Origin of the sequence: Amycolatopsis decaplanina DSM 44594, from assembly GCF_000342005.1 — a bacterium.
GTDB lineage: Bacteria > Actinomycetota > Actinomycetes > Mycobacteriales > Pseudonocardiaceae > Amycolatopsis > Amycolatopsis decaplanina.
On record NZ_AOHO01000026.1, the window covers coordinates 46,471 to 62,828 of the forward strand.

The 16,358-nt window shown below is 69.1% G+C and carries 16 protein-coding genes; 5 read left to right on the forward strand and 11 right to left on the reverse strand.

Annotation, left to right across the window (positions count from 1 at the left end; all coding sequences use genetic code 11):
• Nucleotides 1–29: 29 nt before the first annotated feature.
• Complete coding sequence (gene soxR, locus H074_RS03650) at nt 30–476, forward strand: redox-sensitive transcriptional activator SoxR (RefSeq protein ID WP_007028664.1); 447 nt, start codon at nt 30–32, stop codon at nt 474–476.
• Here soxR and H074_RS03655 read toward each other — a convergent pair.
• The 3 genes from H074_RS03655 to H074_RS03665 form a co-directional block, all read right to left on the reverse strand.
• Nucleotides 466–1,686: an RNA polymerase sigma factor gene (locus H074_RS03655; protein WP_007028665.1), complete on the reverse strand. Its 1,221-nt coding sequence runs from the start codon at nt 1,684–1,686 to the stop codon at nt 466–468. The genes soxR and H074_RS03655 overlap by 11 nt on opposite strands.
• The gene (locus H074_RS03660) at nt 1,674–2,042 is read right to left on the reverse strand and encodes a YciI family protein (protein ID WP_007028666.1); all 369 of its coding nucleotides are present in this window, start codon (nt 2,040–2,042) and stop codon (nt 1,674–1,676) included. Before H074_RS03660 ends, H074_RS03655 begins: the two co-directional genes overlap by 13 nt.
• Before the next feature lie 112 nt (nt 2,043–2,154).
• On the reverse strand, nt 2,155–3,705 hold the full coding sequence (locus tag H074_RS03665) for a S1 family peptidase (RefSeq protein ID WP_007028667.1): 1,551 nt from the start codon (nt 3,703–3,705) through the stop codon (nt 2,155–2,157).
• Nucleotides 3,706–3,882: 177 nt separating this feature from the next.
• Between H074_RS03665 and H074_RS03670 the strand changes: the two genes are divergently transcribed.
• The gene (locus H074_RS03670; protein ID WP_007028668.1) at nt 3,883–4,650 is read left to right on the forward strand and encodes an SDR family oxidoreductase; all 768 of its coding nucleotides are present in this window, start codon (nt 3,883–3,885) and stop codon (nt 4,648–4,650) included.
• Between the two features lies 1 nt (nt 4,651).
• Here H074_RS03670 and H074_RS03675 read toward each other — a convergent pair whose 3' ends face one another.
• Nucleotides 4,652–5,188, reverse strand: coding sequence for a TetR/AcrR family transcriptional regulator (locus H074_RS03675; protein ID WP_007028669.1), 537 nt, complete (start codon nt 5,186–5,188; stop codon nt 4,652–4,654).
• A gap of 77 nt (nt 5,189–5,265) precedes the next feature.
• Here H074_RS03675 and H074_RS03680 point away from each other — a divergent pair, with 77 nt between their 5' ends.
• Together H074_RS03680 and H074_RS40640 are read left to right on the forward strand one after the other, a co-directional pair.
• Nucleotides 5,266–5,760 (forward strand): DoxX family protein, encoded by a 495-nt coding sequence (locus H074_RS03680; protein ID WP_007028670.1) that lies wholly within the window; start codon nt 5,266–5,268, stop codon nt 5,758–5,760.
• A 51-nt stretch (nt 5,761–5,811) separates the two neighbouring features.
• Nucleotides 5,812–5,973 carry a hypothetical protein gene (locus H074_RS40640; protein ID WP_161630666.1) on the forward strand — a complete coding sequence of 54 codons (162 nt, stop codon included), beginning with the start codon at nt 5,812–5,814 and terminating at the stop codon, nt 5,971–5,973.
• A gap of 7 nt (nt 5,974–5,980) precedes the next feature.
• Here the strand turns inward: H074_RS40640 and H074_RS03685 are convergent, their stop codons facing one another.
• The 5 genes from H074_RS03685 to H074_RS03705 all read right to left on the reverse strand — a co-directional run bounded on the left by H074_RS03685 (nt 5,981) and on the right by H074_RS03705 (nt 13,749).
• Nucleotides 5,981–6,556: a hypothetical protein gene (locus H074_RS03685; protein WP_235096649.1), complete on the reverse strand. Its 576-nt coding sequence runs from the start codon at nt 6,554–6,556 to the stop codon at nt 5,981–5,983.
• A gap of 85 nt (nt 6,557–6,641) precedes the next feature.
• On the reverse strand, nt 6,642–10,628 hold the full coding sequence (locus H074_RS03690) for a TIGR02680 family protein (RefSeq protein WP_007028672.1): 3,987 nt from the start codon (nt 10,626–10,628) through the stop codon (nt 6,642–6,644).
• Nucleotides 10,625–11,845 carry a TIGR02678 family protein gene (locus tag H074_RS03695; RefSeq protein WP_007028673.1) on the reverse strand — a complete coding sequence of 407 codons (1,221 nt, stop codon included), beginning with the start codon at nt 11,843–11,845 and terminating at the stop codon, nt 10,625–10,627. Before H074_RS03695 ends, H074_RS03690 begins: the two co-directional genes overlap by 4 nt.
• Nucleotides 11,842–13,335, reverse strand: a complete 1,494-nt coding sequence (locus tag H074_RS03700; protein ID WP_007028674.1) for a TIGR02677 family protein — start codon at nt 13,333–13,335, stop codon at nt 11,842–11,844. The genes H074_RS03695 and H074_RS03700 overlap by 4 nt, the downstream gene beginning before the upstream one ends.
• Nucleotides 13,336–13,422: 87 nt before the next feature.
• Nucleotides 13,423–13,749, reverse strand: coding sequence for a hypothetical protein (locus H074_RS03705; RefSeq protein WP_007028675.1), 327 nt, complete (start codon nt 13,747–13,749; stop codon nt 13,423–13,425).
• 108 nt (nt 13,750–13,857) lie between these two features.
• On the opposite strand from H074_RS03705, the gene msrA reads away from it, so the two are divergent.
• A complete protein-coding gene (gene msrA, locus H074_RS03710) occupies nt 13,858–14,352 on the forward strand; it encodes a peptide-methionine (S)-S-oxide reductase MsrA (protein WP_007028676.1) in 495 nt (164 codons plus the stop codon).
• A gap of 38 nt (nt 14,353–14,390) precedes the next feature.
• On the opposite strand, the gene H074_RS39915 is transcribed toward msrA, so the two are convergent.
• Nucleotides 14,391–15,635, reverse strand: a complete 1,245-nt coding sequence (locus H074_RS39915; protein WP_007028677.1) for a plasmid pRiA4b ORF-3 family protein — start codon at nt 15,633–15,635, stop codon at nt 14,391–14,393.
• Nucleotides 15,636–15,757: 122 nt separating this feature from the next.
• Nucleotides 15,758–16,336, reverse strand: coding sequence for a TetR/AcrR family transcriptional regulator (locus H074_RS03720; RefSeq protein WP_007028678.1), 579 nt, complete (start codon nt 16,334–16,336; stop codon nt 15,758–15,760).
• Nucleotides 16,337–16,358: the final 22 nt, after the last annotated feature.

Here is a 16,358-nt window from a genome sequence, read left to right on the forward strand (position 1 = left end):
AGGGTTTAAGTCAAGCTAAGATCGTGGCCATGTCCGAACTCCCGGCCGAACTCACCATCGGGGAGCTGTCCCGGCGCAGCGGTGTCGCCACCTCCGCCCTGCGGTTCTACGAACGCCAGGGCCTCATCAGCAGCAGGCGGACCAGCGGAAATCAGCGCCGTTACCCCCGGAGCGCGCTCCGCCTGGTCGCGTTCATCCGCGCGTCGCATCACCTCGGCATCCCGTTGGAGGTGATCGGCGGCGTGCTCGATTTCCTGCCCGAAGGCGCCGCGCCGGACCACGCGTTCTGGCAGCGCGCTTCCGCTTGCTGGAGTGCCGAGATCGACAAGCGCATCGAGCAGCTGGAGTGCATGCGGGACCGGTTCACCGAATGCATCGGCTGCGGCTGCCTGTCCTTCGAACAGTGCGTGCTGGTGAACCCCGGTGACGTCCTCGCCGCCAAAGGGCCCGGCCCGGCGTGGCTGATCAACGACTGAGCACGGCCAGTTTTCGTTCCAGCAGCCGTCGTTCGGCGCTGTTGCCCGCTCTCCGGATCGCCGTTTCGTACTCCTGCACCGATTCCGCCATGCGGCCGGCGCGGTACAGCAGATCGGCGCGGATGGCGTGGTAGAGGTGGTATTCCTCCAGGTCGAGGCCGTCGATCACGTCGAGTGCGGTCGCCGGGCCGTCGACTTCGGCGACCGCGACGGCGCGGTTGAGCGCGACGACCGGTGTCGGATTCGCCGCCAGCAGCAGGTCGTACAGCCGCACGATCTGCGCCCAGTCCGTGCTCGCCGTGTCGGCGGCGTCGCTGTGGACGGCGTTGATCGCCGCCTGGATCTGGTACGGGCCCGGCTGGTTCCGGCGCAGGCAGGCACGGACCAGCGCCTGCCCTTCGGCGATCAGGTCCCGGTCCCACCGTGACCGGTCCTGCTCCGCCAGCAGCACGACGTCGCCGTCCGCGCCGGTGCGGGCGGCGCGGCGCGACTCGGTGAGCAGCATCAGCGCCAGCAGCCCGGTGGCCTCCGGTTCGTCGGGCATGAGGCCCGCCAGCAGCCTGCCGAGCTGGATCGCCTCGGCGCACAGGTCCTCCCGCACCAGCCGCTCGCCCGAACTGGCCGTGTACCCCTCGTTGAACACGAGATAGATCACGGCGAGCACCGAACGCAGCCGGTCCGGCAGGTCGGCGTCGCCGGGGACGCGGTACGGGATCTTCGCGTCGCGGATCTTGCCCTTCGCCCGGACCAGCCGTTGCGCCATCGTCGTTTCGGGGACGAAGAACGCGTGCGCGATCTCGCCGGTGGTCAACCCGCCCAGGAGTTTCAACGTCAAGGCGACCTGTGCGGGGACGGCCAGCGAGGGATGGCAGCAGGTGAAGATCAGCCGTAACCGTTCGTCGCGCACCGGGCCCTCCTCCGCTGGTTCGCTGTCGGCGTTGAGCAACGCGGCCTGGGCGTGTTTGTCGTCGCGCGCGGCTTCCCGGCGCAATCGGTCGACGGCCTTGTTGCGGGCGGTCGTGATGATCCATCCCGCCGGGCTCGGCGGTGGACCGCTGGACGGCCACCGGTCCACCGCCTCGGCGAAGGCGTCCTGGACCGCGTCTTCGGCGATGTCGATGCTGCCGAAGACGCGGACCAGCACGGATACCGCGCGGCCGTACTCCTGTGCGAAGACACGGCCGATGTCTTCGGTGGTCAGGGCACGCACGAAGGGTCTTCCACACCCTGGAACGGCCGGACCTCGACCGGCAGGTAGGTGATCTCGGCGACCCGGCGGCCCCAATCGAGCGCGGCGTCCAGATCCGGCACCTCGACGATGGTGAAGCCGCCGAGATGTTCCTTCCCCTCGAGGTAGGGGCCGTCCGTCGTCGCGATCTCGCCGTTCTCCGTGGCCCGCAGCACGGTCGCCGTGGTCGGCGGGTGCAGGCCGGCGGCGAACACCCAGACGCCCGCGGTCTTCATCTCGTCGTTGAGCGCCTGGATCTTGCGCATCACCGGTTCGAGGACCTCCGGCGGCGGGATGGGGCCGTCGGGGTGGTAGAGGCTGATCAGGTACTGAGTCATGGCGTCCTCCTCAATCGTGCGGTCTTTCACTCTCTATACGAAGGGCGTCCCGCCGATTCGACAACGACGGGGATCTTTCCGGTTTTTTTCTTTCCGCGCACTTCGCCGCAGGTCAGAACGCCGCCGGAGGCAGCACGCAGCCGGGGCGGGACAGCTCGAGCCGTGACTTCTTGCCCAGGCAGGCGGAGATCCGATGGACCTGCTGGCCGTAGCTGCGGCCCTTCAGCGCGGTCTCGGTCCCGTCCCGGCCGACCTCGCACGGGTTGCCCTCGGTGCAGCGCTCGCCGTCACGGTTGTGGGTGTTGTTGATGCCCATGACCGTGTTCGCGTCGGGGGTCAGAAGTACCGAGCCGGAGTAGCCGGGCCTGCTCGCGCAGGTTTCGCTCGTGGCGTAGCGAACCGCGTCGTCCTGCTGGTATCCGCCCTCTCGCAGGTGCGGCACCACGGCCTCCACCGTGCACCGCGGGCGGCTGCTGGAGTAGGCCATGAGGAGCCGGTCGCCGTCGCGCATCGGGGTGGTGGTCAACCGGAAGACTTTCGCGCCTTCCCTGGCCAGTTGCGCGTAGGTCTTGTTCAGCCGGTACAGCGCGATGTCGGTGCCGGTAATCGTCGCGTACACCAACCGGGTGGCGCGGGCCGTGGTCCGCGGATAGCCGTCCCGGTCGGCGATGGTGACCGGGCGGGGCAGACCGGCGGGCCGGTCGATGAGTGCCCTTCCCGGTGCGGGCCGCTCGCCCGGCACGCAGTGGCCGTTGGTCAGCGCCAGCGCGAGGTCTTCGGGACGCGCGGTGTCGGCGCGCACCACCGCGCCCTTGCAGTCGCCCACGGCGGCCGTGCCCTCCACGTTCGGGACCGGGGAGTCCGGGGGCACGTCGGTACCGGTCACGATGCCGGTGATCCAGGCGGAGTTCTTCGAGACGTCGGTGTACATGTCGGGGAAGTCGGCGCCCCTGATGCCGGGCCCGATGACCGTTCCGGCCAGTGCCCAGTCGTCGCCCGAACGGATCAGCGCGGGGCCTCCGGAGTCCGTCGTCCCCGGTCCGACGGGAGGATCGACGCGGCCGACGCACAACGGCAGGATGTGCCCGTCGTCGTCCCAGCACCGGTCGAGCGGCACGACTTCGGTGTCCGCTTCGCGCAACTTGCGGGGGAAGCACTTCGGGTCCTCGAAGTCGTCGCAGCCGGTCGAAGCCGCGCCCCAGCCGAGGATGCGGACCGGGGTTCCGTCGGCGGGTGTGGCCTCGGCGAGCCGGACGGGCCGGGCTCGCACGGGGTTGCGCAGGTGCAGCACCGCGATGTCCTCGCCGGGAGGGTCGTACGAGTTGTGGCGCCGGTAGAACTTGTCGACGTCGGCGACCTCACCCCCGGTGGTCGTGTCCAGCGAGCCGACGCGGACCTTCCAGCCGCGGGGGACCCCGGCGGTCGAGCCGGTCGGGGTGTTGGCGCAGTGGCCCGCGGTGACCGCCCACTGGGGTGCGATGAGCACCGCCCCGCACCGGTGTCCGTCCGGGCGAGGGGAGTCGTACTGGAGCGAGACCATGAACGAATACGGCCGGGTGGACCCGGTGCCGCCGATGATGGCCGACGCGGGGACCGCGACCGTCATCGTCATGGTCAGCGCGAGCCCGATGAGCAGCGCGAAAGATCGTGAACGGAGAAACATGCGATCCACGGTGGCCGGTCCGTGTCCGCGGAACGCGATCGACAGGTAACAGTTCCGGGACGGCGAGGCCCTGACTGGTACCGCCGGACCCAGGCTGAACAGACCGTGTCATCTTCGGGCGGCGCCCGGTTTCCTGGACTCGGAACACGAGAACGAGTCCACTCAGGAGAAACAGAGATGACAAACTCCCCGGCATCGCACGTGAACAGGGTCGCCGTCGTCACCGGCGCGTCCAGTGGGATCGGTGAGGCGGCCGCTCGGCGGCTCGCCGCCTCCGGCGCGGCTGTCGCGCTCATCGCCCGCCGGGCGGACCGGCTGGAAACGCTGGCCAAGGAGATCGAGCGGGACGGCGGTACCGCGCTCGTGCTCGCGGCCGACGTCGCCGACGCCGAGGCGATGCGGGCCGCGGCGGCCGAGGTCGAAGCGGGACTGGGCCGCGCGGACCTGCTGTTCAACAACGCCGGCGTGATGCTGGCCGCGCCGATCGACGAACTCGCCACCGGCGACTGGCAGCGCATGATCGACGTCAACATGACGGGTCTGATGAACGCCATCGGCGCGTTCGTGCCGCATTTGGTCGCTTCGGCGGCCGAAAAGGGCGTCGCGGACCTGGTGAACACCTCGTCCATCGGCGCACAGGCTGTTTTCCCGTCCTTCGCCGTGTACGTCGCTTCGAAGGCATACGTGACCCACTTGTCGAAGAACCTTCGTGCCGACCTCGGCCCGAAGGGGGTCCGGGTCGCGGCGATCGAGCCGGGTCTGGTCGAGACCGAGCTGCAGGGCCACGTCACCGACGCCGGCGCACTGGAGTGGCTGGACGGCGTGCGCGAGACGCTGACCTGGCTGAAGCCGGAGGACATCGCCGAGACCGTGGCGTTCCTGACCTCGCTCCCGGCGCGGGTGAACCTTCAGCAGGTCACCGTGATGCCCACCGCGCAGGTCTGATTCAGGGGAAGAGGATCCGGGCGATCGCGCGGGCGGCGGTGTCCGGATCCTCGAGATGCTCGGCGCGCAGCGCGCCGGTGAGCCACAGGTTCGCGAAACCGTGCATCAGCGACCACGCGGCGACTCCCGCCATCTCGTCGTCGCTGACCGACGACGCGCCACTGGTCAGCAGGGCCCCCGCGCGGTCACGGGCGGCGGCCAGCGCCGCGTCGTCCTCGCGGTGGAGTTCAGGGCGGAACATCACCTCGAAATGCGCGCGATGCTCGATCGCGAAGCGCACATAGGCCACACCGACCTCGACGAAGTCCCGATCGCCCTCGGCCGCGAGCGCGTCCGCGAGCAGGTCGAATCCCTCGGCGGCCAGTGCGGTGAGGACCCCGGCCTTGTCGCCGAAATGGTGCACCGGCCCGGCGTGCGAGACCCCCGCGCGCCGGGCGAGGTCGCGAAGGCTGATCCCGGCCGGGCCGTGTTCGGTGATGGCCGCGACGGCGGCGTCGAGCACGGCCCGGCGGAGGTCGCCGTGGTGATACGGACTCATGCCAACGAATCTAGTCATTGACAAGATGGCCCGCAACGGCGCATCTTGTCAGTGGAAAGTTTCGCTGCTCGGAAGGCATGGTCATGGACCCCGGTCTCGTACCCGTACTGATGCTGATCGCCGTCACGGCGACGTTGTCCCTGCTGGGAGCCATTGGCGTCCAGCGGCTGAAGCCCTGGCCGGTGGCCGTGCGCGGCGGCGTCGCGGCGCTGTTCGTCACGACCGGGCTCGCGCACTTCATCGGCATGCGCGAGGAACTGATCGCGATGGTGCCGCCCGCGCTGCCCGCACCCGGGCTGCTGGTCACCGTCACCGGCGTCCTCGAACTCGCGGGCGCCGCGGGGGTGCTGTGGTCGCGCACGGCGCCGTGGGCGTCCGCCGGGCTGACCGTCCTGTTGCTGGGGATGTTCCCGGCGAACGTGTACAAGGCGCTGCACGGGCCGGTGACGTCGGTGATGGACGAACTCGTCCCGCGCAGCCTGATGCAGGTGGTCTTCCTGGCCGCGACGGTGTCACTGGTGGTCTATTACGCGCGTACACCGGACAGGCCCTTTGCCCAAAGGAGACCTTAAGTCTTTCCCAAGTTCGGGCCCCGCCCTCGAGAACGGCCCTACCCTCTGAGAATGAAGATCTCATTGTGGATCGGATTCTGTGGGCTGTGCATCCTCGCCGGGCACATGCTTCTCGGTGCTGTCGGTGTCGTACTGCTGATGAGCTGCCTCCCGGCGGGGCGCGAACACGAATCCGGTGACAGAAAAGAGAAAGCGCCCGCTCGGCTGGCCTGAGGAAAACTCAGCCCAGAGTGCTCGCGAAAGCGAGGCCGCCCAGAACCGGAACGGCGATCGCCGCGAGCAACACCGTCCGGCGACTCGGTTTGGGGCTTTCCAGTAATGCCAGGAGACCCGCCGGAACCAACGCGACACAAAGCCCGGCCGTGCCGATGATCGACACGATTTCGGTTCCCTTCAAAACGCCGAGCGGCAGAAGTCCCATCGTCGCCAGTCCGATCGACTGGATGATGCCGAGCGCTTTCGCGCGGTAGGCGGCGAAGGCGAGGACGTACCAGCCGAACATGATGGTGAACGACAGGAAACTGAACAGATGCAGATCCTGGTACGACTCGCTGACCACGCTCTCGGCGAATCCGGCGCCGCGGCGTTCGGCGAGCCCCAGCGCGGCCTGGTCGATCCCGGCGTGGAAGGTCCGCTCGAAGAGTCCAAAGAGGACGAAGAGGCCACCCCAGGCGGCCGGCGCCGGCCTGGTGCGGCCGATCTTCGTGGCGAGCGCGACGATCGCGGGCCACAGCAGGACGTTGCCCGCCAGGAAACACGTGTACGCGGCGGTCATCAGCGCGGGATGGTCGCTCATCGCCCTGAGCTGGCCGGGGAAGACGTAATGGACTCGTGAGTGGTAAGGACGGTTCTAACCGTCCTTACCACTCACGAGTTTCTCGCTAACCCGCCCCCGCGGGCAGGAGGTCGTGGCCGTTCCAGGTGAACCGGGCCGTGGTGACCGCGTCGTCGCCGTCGCCGCCGGTGATGAGCTGGTGGATCCCGACGCCGCCGAGTTCGGCGTAGGTGCACCATTCGTGGTCCGACGTCAGCATCAGGTCGAGGTCCAGCGCGGACAGCAGGCCGAACACCTGCCCCCGGTTGGTGGTGTCGACACCGACGAACACCTCGTCGAGCAGGATCACCCTCGGCGCCTCGGGCGCGGCCTGATAGTGCGCGGCGACGGCGGCGAACAGCGGCAGGTGCAGTGCGATCGCCTTCTCCCCACCGGAAAGCGCGCCGTGCAGCTTCTTGGTCAGCAGCTGCCAGCCCGCCCCGTTCGCGCGGTCCACCTTGACCACGAACCGGTGCCACGACGTGTAGTCGAAGACCTGCGCGAGCTGCTGTTCCCAGCTGGTCGCCGTGTCGTCGGCCTTCGCCTGCTCGACGCGCTCACGGAAGAACCTGTGCAGTGACACGCGATCTTCGCGGGTCAGCTGATCCGGATCCTTCAGCAGCAGATCCCGCGCGGTCTTGGTACCCGGCGGCAGATCCGGGGAGACCTGCCAGACCAGCCGGACGGCGACCCTCGACGCGGTCCGCACGCGCTCCAGCCGCGCGTTCATGCCGTCGACGAGGTCGTTGGCCTGCCGGATGCGGGCCGCGAGATGACGGCGGGTGTCCCCGGTCAGCGTCTTGTCGAACAGGTCGCTCTCGCGGTCGGTGATCTCGTGCCTGCTCTGTTCCGCCTCCGCGTAAAGGATCTTCAGCAGTTCGGTCGCGCCGACCCGCAGCCCGTCGACGACGGCGGTGAAGATCTGGACGTCCTCGTCGGTCTCCAGATCGAGTTCCGCGCGCGAACTGAGCGTGTTCCGGCAGGTGTGCACGGCCTCGGAGAGCCGGTGCAGCGCCTCGCCGAGGTTGCTCGGCGCGTGCGGCACGGACGGCCACGCCGCGGCCACCAGCCGGGCCGCGCCGAGCGCCGACCGCACCCCGTCGGAGGCGGACAGGGTGGCCTGGAACTTCGGCAGGTCCTCGATCCCGCCGTCGGCGGGGAAGATCCCGGTGGCGAGCTTCCGGAACCGGTGCGCGGCGGCGTCCTGCTTCTTGGCCGCTTCCTCACGAGCCCGTGCGTCGGTCGTCCGCCGGACACCGAGCGCGCCCAGCGACACCGCGAGCTCCTTGGCGTCGGCGTTCGCGGCGCGGAGTTCGCCCGAGAGCTCGCGCAATTTCGTGCGCAGGCCGTCGATTTCGGCGAGTACCTCGCGCTGGCCGGTGCCGACGGTCCCGTCGATCGCGTCGAGCATCGCGGTGAGTTTCGTGCGTTCGGCCTCCGCCTCGGAAGCCTCGTCCTCGCGCCGGGCCGCGTTCGCCTCCGACCGGTCCGCCTGTTCGGCGCACAGCTCGGCCCGCTGGGTCGCGGTGAGCAGGTTCCCGTGCTCGAACAACCAGTTCTCGCCCTGGTCGGAGTAGGTGCGCAGGGCCGTTGCGAGCGCGGTCAGCGGAGCGCGTTCGGCCGGCAGCCCGCTCTCCGAAGCCTGGGCGGTCAGCTCGTGCAGCGCGGTCTTGGCCTCGATCTCCAGGGCGGAGACGGCGGTCTCCAGGTGCCGGACGGCGGCGTCGGCGGCGGTCAGCTCCGCCTCGGCCGTGGTCAGTTCTCCCGTCGCGGCGAGGAGATCGTCGTGACCGGGGCGGGCGGCGCGTTCGATCTTGATCAGCTCGCGTCTGCCGCGCAGCGCGGCAAGCTCGCCCTCCAGTTCGGCGATGGTCTTCTCACGGCGGGAAATCTCGTCCCGCAGTTCGGCGATCCGGCGTTCCCTCGCGCGACGGCGGGCGGAACCACCGATGTACGCCGGAGCGTCCTTCGCCCAGCTGCCCGAAAGGCTGCCCATCCGCCAGCCGCCGTCCGCGCCGATCGCGGCGGGCCCGGCGGGAAGCGTGTCGTCGAAGGCGATCACTTCCAGGATCCGGCGGATCTTCGCAGGGGAGAGTTCCGCGTCGGGTTCCGGCACGAGGACGGCGGCGAGCGATCGGCCTGAGGCCACCGGCAGCGTCCCGGTCTCCGCGAGCACGTCGTGTCCTTCTACGACGCCGTGGGAGTTCACCCAGGCGTCCAGCAGCCCGGCGCCTTCGAGCGCGGCCTCGATCCCCGCGTGCGTGCTTTCCGGGACCGAGCCGGCGAAATCGACCAGCCGCCACAGCGGCGCGCCGCTCATCTCGGCCCGGTCCGCCGTGCGGGTGCGCGGCGACTCGGGCGCGAGGACGCCCTCCGTTTCGAGCACGCCCGCCTCGACGAGGAGTTCGTCGTGCTCGGCGCGCGCGGTGGCCAGCGCGGCCCCGGTCGCCGCCTCCCGCCGGATGATGTCTTCGAGCACGGTCTCGGCGACGGCGCCGAGCCTGACCAGCAGCGCGACTTCCGCCTCGGCATCCCGGACGACCGCTTCGACGTCGGGGAATCGCAGCTCGCGGCAGCCGATCGCCCATTCGGCGAGCCGGGTGCGCAGATCGCTCACCGCGAGTTCCCGCGTCGCCGTCGTGAGATCCACTCGCTCCTGCGCGGCCGAGAAGTCCGACCGGGCCCGGTCCAGATCCGCCTCGGCCCGGTGACGCCGTCCGACGGCGCGTTCGTGCTTCTCCAGCGCCCGGCCGAGAGTCTCGACCTGGTCGCGCTTGCCGCGGACGGCGGCCTGCAGCAAGGGGCGAAGCCTGGCCGGCTCGTCCAGCCCGGCGACGAGCTCGTCGTGCACTCCGGCCAGGTTCGCGCGGGTCGCGGCGGCGCGGACCTCGGTCTCCAGCGAGCGCACGAGGTCGGCCTGCCGTTTCGCGACCTGCTTCGCCGCTCGCGAGCGCTCCTCGTCGGCGTCCGCCTCGGCACGGAGCCGATCCGCGTCCGCGCGCAATGCTTCCGCTTTTTCCCGGGTGGACAGGGTCCGTTGCCGCAGCTTGTCGAGTTCCTGGCCCTTGCGGTACGACTCGGAATCGGTCAGCCCGGAGAGGCGGGCTTCGGTCTCTTCAACGGCCTTTTCGAGCTTCGCCGCCCTTTCCTCGGCGGCCTCCTTCTTCGCGGCGACCACGTCGTGCTCCTCGGCCGAACGGCGGGCGGCCGCGGCGAGTTCGTCGAGTTCGGTCGTCGCGGCGATGAGGTTCGCGGCGCCCGCGCGCAGCACACGCTGGGCGTAGGTCTTCTGCCGCGCGGCGAGCGCGCGGGTCGCGTCGACCTCGGTCTGCAGCGAGCCCAGCCGTTCGCGTTGCGCGTCGAGCCGTTCGAAACCCTCGGCGAGATCCGCGATCTCCTGCTGCCCCAACGGGGGAAGCGCGCGGGAGAGCAGGTTGGACAGCAGGCTCGGGTCGAGCCGCTGCGAGAGTTTGGGCATCCGCAGCTGGAGCAGCGCGGTGATCAGCGCGTCGTACCGCTGCTCGCTCAAGGTGGGGAACAGTTTCGCGCGGATCGCCGCGCGGTACTCGGCCGCGCCGTCGTGCACCGTCCCGTGCTCGCCGAGGGCCTCCTCCAGCGCGTTCTTGGTCAGCGGCTGACCCGCTTCGTTGACCAGCGGCAAGCCGTCGCCCACCCGCAGATCGGTGGTGAAGAAGTCGGCGTGCACCGTGCTGGTGTGCGTACTCGCCTGCAACCGCGCGCCGCAGGTGAACCACTTCTCGCCGGCCATGCCGAATTCGAGCCAGACGTACCCGACGCGAGTGGCACCGGAAGCGCCTTCGCCCATCAGGTTCCAGTGCATGCTGCGTTCGCTGGTGCCGAAGGTCGACAGCCGGTTGGCGCGCAGGCTCGCGTCGAACAGGAACGGCAGCAGCAGCTCCAGCGCCTTGGACTTCCCGCTCCCGTTGGGGCCGCGCAGCAGCAGGCGCCCGTCGTGGAACTCGAAGATCTCGTCGTAGTAGCGCCAGATGTTGAGGATGCCCGCACGGGAGGGGATCCACCTCGTCACGGTCACGGCGCCTCCTCGTTGCGGTCGGTGTACCTCGCGGCGGCCGGGAGCGGCCGGACGAGTTCGGCTTCGGTGCGGACCAGGCCGAAGCCGGTCAGCACGGCGAGCGCGTCGACGGTCAGCCGTCGCACGCCGTCCTTGCCCCGGTACGTCTTGGCCCAGCGCGGGAACCGTTTCAGCAGTTTGGCCGTGGCCTTCTGCAGGTAGTCGGTCGTCCTCGGCTTGTCCAGCGCGTCGAGCAGCAGGAGCGCGGCGACCTTGGCGTTGCTGCCGTCGTCCGGGAACCTCTCGTCGGTGGCCAGCCCGTCGACGTCGACGAGCAGTACCCCCTCCGCGCGTTCTTCGAGGACGAAACCGCCCTGCTCCGCGGCTCGCCGCAGCAGCTGGCGCCCTGTCGGCGACCCCAGGTACGCGCGCTCCTCCACGGTCAATTCGGCGAAGTACAGCACCGGGTCGTCGACGAGACGGCGGAAGACCGTGTGCCGGAGCCACAGGTTCCGCTGGACGTCCGACGCGCTCGGCGTGTCCTCGTGGCGGCCCGACGAGAGGCCGTAGCGCTGCTCGTGCGACACCGCCTTCAGCAGTTCCTCGAACCGCAGCGCGACGTCGTCGGCGGGCACGGCCAGCTGCGACGGACCGACCGGCGCGGCGAGCATCCGCAGCAACAGGGTCGCGTCGATCCGGAACAGCACCTTCGCCGTCGTGTCGTCCACAAAGGACTCAGGATCACCGTCGGCCGTTCGGAGGACGCCGTAGGACTCCAGCAGCCTGAGGACGTCCACGAACGCGAGGCGTTCCGCCCGGACAGCGCCGTCGAAGGTGGTGACGAGATCGTCGGCGGCGCTCGCCTGGGCGACGCGGCCGGCGAGCAGGCCGATGGTGGTCACCGGCACGGTCAGGAGTTCGGCCGCCACCACGCACAGCAGGACGTAGCGACGGCGGTCGAACGCCGCGCGCCCGGAGCGCAGCCGTCGCGCCGGCCGGGTGGGGTCGGCGGCCGCGCGGACCTTGACCAGCCGGGCGTAACCGAGCCGCGGTTCGACGGTGAGCGTCCAGCCGCAGTAGTAGTCGAACCACTGCCGGATGGGTTCACGGCGGCGCCGGATGAGGTCGAAGGTCTCGGGGGAGCCGCGTTCGCCGATCAGCGGGGTGGCCAGCAGGGCCCGGATCCCGCGCGCGACCTCTTCGCGTTCCGCGATGACCAGTTGGTTCGTGAGGCTCACGCACCGCCTCCGGCCGCGTTGATCGCGATCTCGTAGTCGGGGCCCCGGAAGACGCCGCTCGTGGTGGTCAGGCGCGCGACCGCGCCGTTCTGTGGCGGCTTCAGGACGATCTCGATCTGGCCGTCGGACGTCGTGCTCCGCCGGGTGCCGCCCGTGCCGGGGCTGCTGCCCAGCGCTTGTCCCAGCAGGTCGAGCAGCCGCTCGAAGACGGTGTGGTCCAGCTTCTCGAAGGCCGAGAGCCGTACGACGCCGCCGGTGTCGAGCATGCTCCACGCCGCTTCGAGTTCGGCGCGTTCCGCGATCGCCTGCTGGACCCGTGCCGCCCTGATCGCGGTGACGTCGCGGACCCGTCCGGTCGTGGTGAACCGCTCGGTGCGGCCCGCGGAGCGGAGCAGTTCCGACACCTCGACCGGCGGCGCGTCGAGCCATGAGGCCGTCGTGCTGACCACCTCCGGGTCCGCGTGGGCGAGATGCGCGTGCCGCGCGGAACTCAGCCCGAACATCGTGGACCACAGGCGATGCAGGTCCTCCTGCGCCGGGACGACGGTGAACCACCGTGCCAGCTCGCGGAAATCGGCGACCGCGCTGCTCGCGCGCCGCCGTGACTCGGTGATCCGGTCAAGGACTTGGAGAAGCGTGATGATCGCCCGCCGCGCGACCTGATGGAGGTCCTCGACCCGAGGTGCCGCCCCGTCCTCGGGCAGGAACCACGCGCGAAGCCCGTCCCAGCGCGCCTTGCGGACGGTCAGCCAGCGCTGATCCGGGTTTTGAAGGGCCGCACCGTTGAGTGCCCGCCGGTGCATCCGCTCGACGCCGTGGTCGTCGATCTCCTTGATGTGGGTGGCGATGGTGTGGGTGTGGTGTTCGAGGTCGTTCAGGAACTCCTGCAGATACGCGACCGTGGCGGCTTTGACCTCGTGGAACGTCGCGAGGTCGGCCTCGGCGTGCAACAGGCGCTGAAGGTCGCCGTTGAAGCGCTTCGTGTTGTCGCGGAACGCTTCGAGGTGGCTCTCGACTTCGGCGAGCGTGCTGAACACGCGCCGGTCAGTCCCGTCTTCGAGCTGCTTCGCCAGCTCGCCGAGCCGCTTACCCAGCGCCTCGAGCGTCGCCGTTTGGAGCGCCCCGGTCGCGTTGAGCACCTCGTTCGCGCGGACCACACCCGCGTACGCCGCTTCGCCCTGCCTGGTCAGCGAATACTGGAGATTGCGGCGCTCGTACTCGGACGCCGTCCGGTAATCGCCCGCGTGGCTCTGGACGACGTCGAGGTGCCCTTGGGTCCTCAGCTGATCCAGCGCCTTGACCAGGTCTTCGTCATCCAGTGTTTCCAGCCAGCCGACTTCTCGCAGCCTCGTGCGGACGTCGTCGATACCGAGCGCCGTCTCGAGCCGCTCGTTCGCCTCGCCGAAGGCGTGCAGGATCGCCAGGGGGAGCCCGGATCTGCTGCCGTCGGTGAAACGGAACATCTCGGGCGGTACACGGATCGGATCCATGTGTCCTCCGGCGGATGGTGCGTGGGAGTACACGTTAGGGGGTCACCCAGGCGAATCTGAACGGCCCATCTTTTTCACGCAGAGTGCTCACGTCGTGAACAGCTCGAGGCGCACCGTGGTCCCGTCGACGGTGACCTTGCGGTACACGCGACGGCCGCCGATGAGCTGGTCGTCCTCCATGACACCGGGAGCGAAGTGTGACGCCTCGAGCAGTTCGGGCACGTCCTCCGCCGGAAGGGCCAGGACGACCACATATCGCGCATCGATGCCCCGGTCGTACCGCGTCTCCAGCACCTTGCCGCTCGACGGCATCGAGATCCCGCCGAACCGGAAGGCGTCTTCCGGGCTTGGGGTATCCGGTGTGGTCGCGCAGCCGGCCAGGAGGAGGGCGAGGACTGCGAGCAGGGTCTTCACCCAGCGTGAGACGCGCGGTGGACGTAAGCGTTCCGTCACACTTGGGCGGGGATGACAGGGACGGTGCGACACGTTGTACTGGGTGTCAACGACCGAAGGAGATTCACAGTGACGGAAAAGGCTGTTCTCGCGGGCGGCTGCTTCTGGGGTATGCAGGACCTGTTCCGCCGGCACCCCGGGGTCGTCTCCACCAGGGTCGGCTACACCGGCGGCGACGTGCCGAACGCGACCTACCGCAACCACGGCTCCCACGCCGAAGGCATCGAGATCGTCTTCGACCCGGCGCAGCTCACGTACCGGCAGATCCTGGAGTTCTTCTTCCAGATCCACGATCCGACGACCCGCAACCGCCAGGGCAACGACATCGGCACGAGCTACCGGTCGGCGATCTTCTACACCGACGACACGCAGAAGCAGGTCGCCGAACAGACGATCGCCGACGTCGACGCCTCCGGCAAGTGGCCGGGCAAGGTCGTCACCGAGGTGACCCAGGCCGGCGACTTCTGGGAAGCCGAGCCCGAGCACCAGGACTACCTGGAGCGCATCCCGAACGGCTACACCTGCCACTACGTGCGGCCGGAATGGCAACTGGGCGAGCGCTGATCGTCGCGCTGGCGTTCTCGTGAGTGGTAAAGACGGTTCTAACCGCCCTTACCACTCACGACCTGGTTGAGGCGCTGGTTGGCTTCGTCGAGGTCGAAGCGTGCGGGGTCGAAATGGCCAGGGTCGTCGAGACCGAGCCAGCCGAGTATGTCCTGGTGTTCCTGGTGGCCGGGATCGCCGAGGATCTGGATCAGCCGCGCGTACCCTCCGGTTCCGCCGACGTCCTCCGGCGGGCAAGCCGCTTCGCCGGCGACGCATCGCGGGTAACGTCCATCGGACGTGGCGACCGCGGCTTCCTCGATGAGGATCTCGTGGTCCCAGCTATCGCCGAAGTCGTAGTTGTACAAGAGGCGGCCGCCGGGCTTCACCAGGTCATCCAGCCGCACCTTCCGTTCGTCGCGGTATTGCAGCTCGGGCTCGGCCTCGCCGTAGTAGGTCTGCCCGTCGAGGAAGTAGTGCAGGTGGTAGTTCTCCCAGCCCATCGCGGCCTGGATGACGACGTGCAACCGGTCGAGGGGAATGGCCGCCGGAACCAGCACCCGCCGCCACACCGGGAGGCCTTCGATTTCCAGCAAGGTGATTTTCACCTGGTAGATCGGATCGCCGGCTTCCGGCTCGCCCAAGATGCGCCGCATGCCGGACCGGCCGAGTTCGGTCAGCTCAGCCGATCCATCCCGGAGGGTCACCACTCCCAAGCGACGCAGCACCTCGAGCGACTGCTTGGTGTCACGGTCATTCGTGCTCCGCAAGACCTCGAGCGGGAGCTCGTCGAGATCGTCCAAGATGTAAGGAGCGCTCACGACATCCCAGACGGTCGCACACAAGCTCTCGATGTTGACGGCGCCGTCCGTGTTGTACAACGAGGTCAATGCCGCACGGCTGCCGGCGGCGAACTCCGGGCGCAGCAGTGACTCGCTGAATCCGCTGTGCAGGAATGCCTGGCCGAGCTGGTCGAATCCGGTGAACAACGCAAGCCATAGCTTCTGCGGGTCATCGAGAAGCGCCTGATTCTTCTTCACCGGCACCAGTCGTTGTCCGGTCTTGCGGACCAGCCGCGCCACCTTGGCGCACTCCACGACGAGCATCAGGTTGAGCAGGCGCTCGCTCGATCTGGTCCGGTACACGTGGTCGCCGATGGTCTGCTCGAGCACGTCACCGGTCTTCAACAACGGCACCAGTGCTTTGGCGTCAGCCAAGGTGATACGACCGGTCTGGGTGAGTTTGCGCCCCGCGCCCACCCATTCTGTGAACGCGCGCACCTGCTCGACCAGCTCGGACTTCACCGCAAAATCCACGCCATACCTTCCAGGAGTCTAGGTTCGCGAATAGCCGGGCAGATTTCTCGCCCAGGCCCGCGAGCCGACGCTGACTCCGACGGTAGCGTCGCCGCCGACGCGGTGCCAGGCTAGTCACCGAGCCGGTACAGGTCACCCAGTCCTGTTTTGATGTGTTCCGCTGTCATGCTTTGCCGCTGGTAGATGTATTGCGCCGCCGCCAAGGGTGCGAGCAGCGCGTCCGCCCGGAAATGCGCGTCGACGTCCGGGTCGATCTCGCTGATCAACGCGACCAGGTGACTGTGGTGCAGCCGGTACGCGCCGGTCACGAACCGCGCCATCGGAGTCTCCGTCTCCGCGACCATCAGCAGTTGCCCGTGCGTCTCGAGCCTGTCGACGTACGCGTCCGTGAACGCCTTCAGTCTTTGGGTCGCGGGAGCCCCCGGCCCGAGTGGCGGCGGCCCGCTGATGAACGCCTCCTGGAACTCGCGCTCGTTCTCGTCGAGCAGCGCCTGCGCCAACGCGCCCTTGTCCGGGAACCGGCGATACACGGTCCCGATCCCGACTCCGGCCTCCGCCGCGACCTCGTCCAACGCGAGCCCGTCGATCCCCTTGGCCGCCACAAGCTTGGCCGCCGCGCGGACGATCTTCTGCCGGTTGCGTGCCGCGTCCGCTCGCTCGACCGGCCCGGACCCTGCGATGGGAAGCACCTTGTGAGCTTAGTCGGTGGAC

Bases quoted from the DNA above. Each gene is read 5' to 3' on its own strand.
- soxR (WP_007028664.1), top strand. From the start codon at position 30: ATGTCCGAACTCCCGGCCGAACTCACCATCGGGGAGCTGTCCCGGCGC.
- H074_RS03660 (WP_007028666.1), bottom strand. From the start codon at position 2,042: ATGACTCAGTACCTGATCAGCCTCTACCACCCCGACGGCCCCATCCCG.
- H074_RS03665 (WP_007028667.1), bottom strand. From the start codon at position 3,705: ATGTTTCTCCGTTCACGATCTTTCGCGCTGCTCATCGGGCTCGCGCTG.
- H074_RS03670 (WP_007028668.1), top strand. From the start codon at position 3,883: ATGACAAACTCCCCGGCATCGCACGTGAACAGGGTCGCCGTCGTCACC.
- H074_RS03675 (WP_007028669.1), bottom strand. From the start codon at position 5,188: ATGAGTCCGTATCACCACGGCGACCTCCGCCGGGCCGTGCTCGACGCC.
- H074_RS03680 (WP_007028670.1), top strand. From the start codon at position 5,266: ATGGTCATGGACCCCGGTCTCGTACCCGTACTGATGCTGATCGCCGTC.
- H074_RS40640 (WP_161630666.1), top strand. From the start codon at position 5,812: ATGAAGATCTCATTGTGGATCGGATTCTGTGGGCTGTGCATCCTCGCC.
- H074_RS03685 (WP_235096649.1), bottom strand. From the start codon at position 6,556: ATGAGCGACCATCCCGCGCTGATGACCGCCGCGTACACGTGTTTCCTG.
- H074_RS03700 (WP_007028674.1), bottom strand. From the start codon at position 13,335: ATGGATCCGATCCGTGTACCGCCCGAGATGTTCCGTTTCACCGACGGC.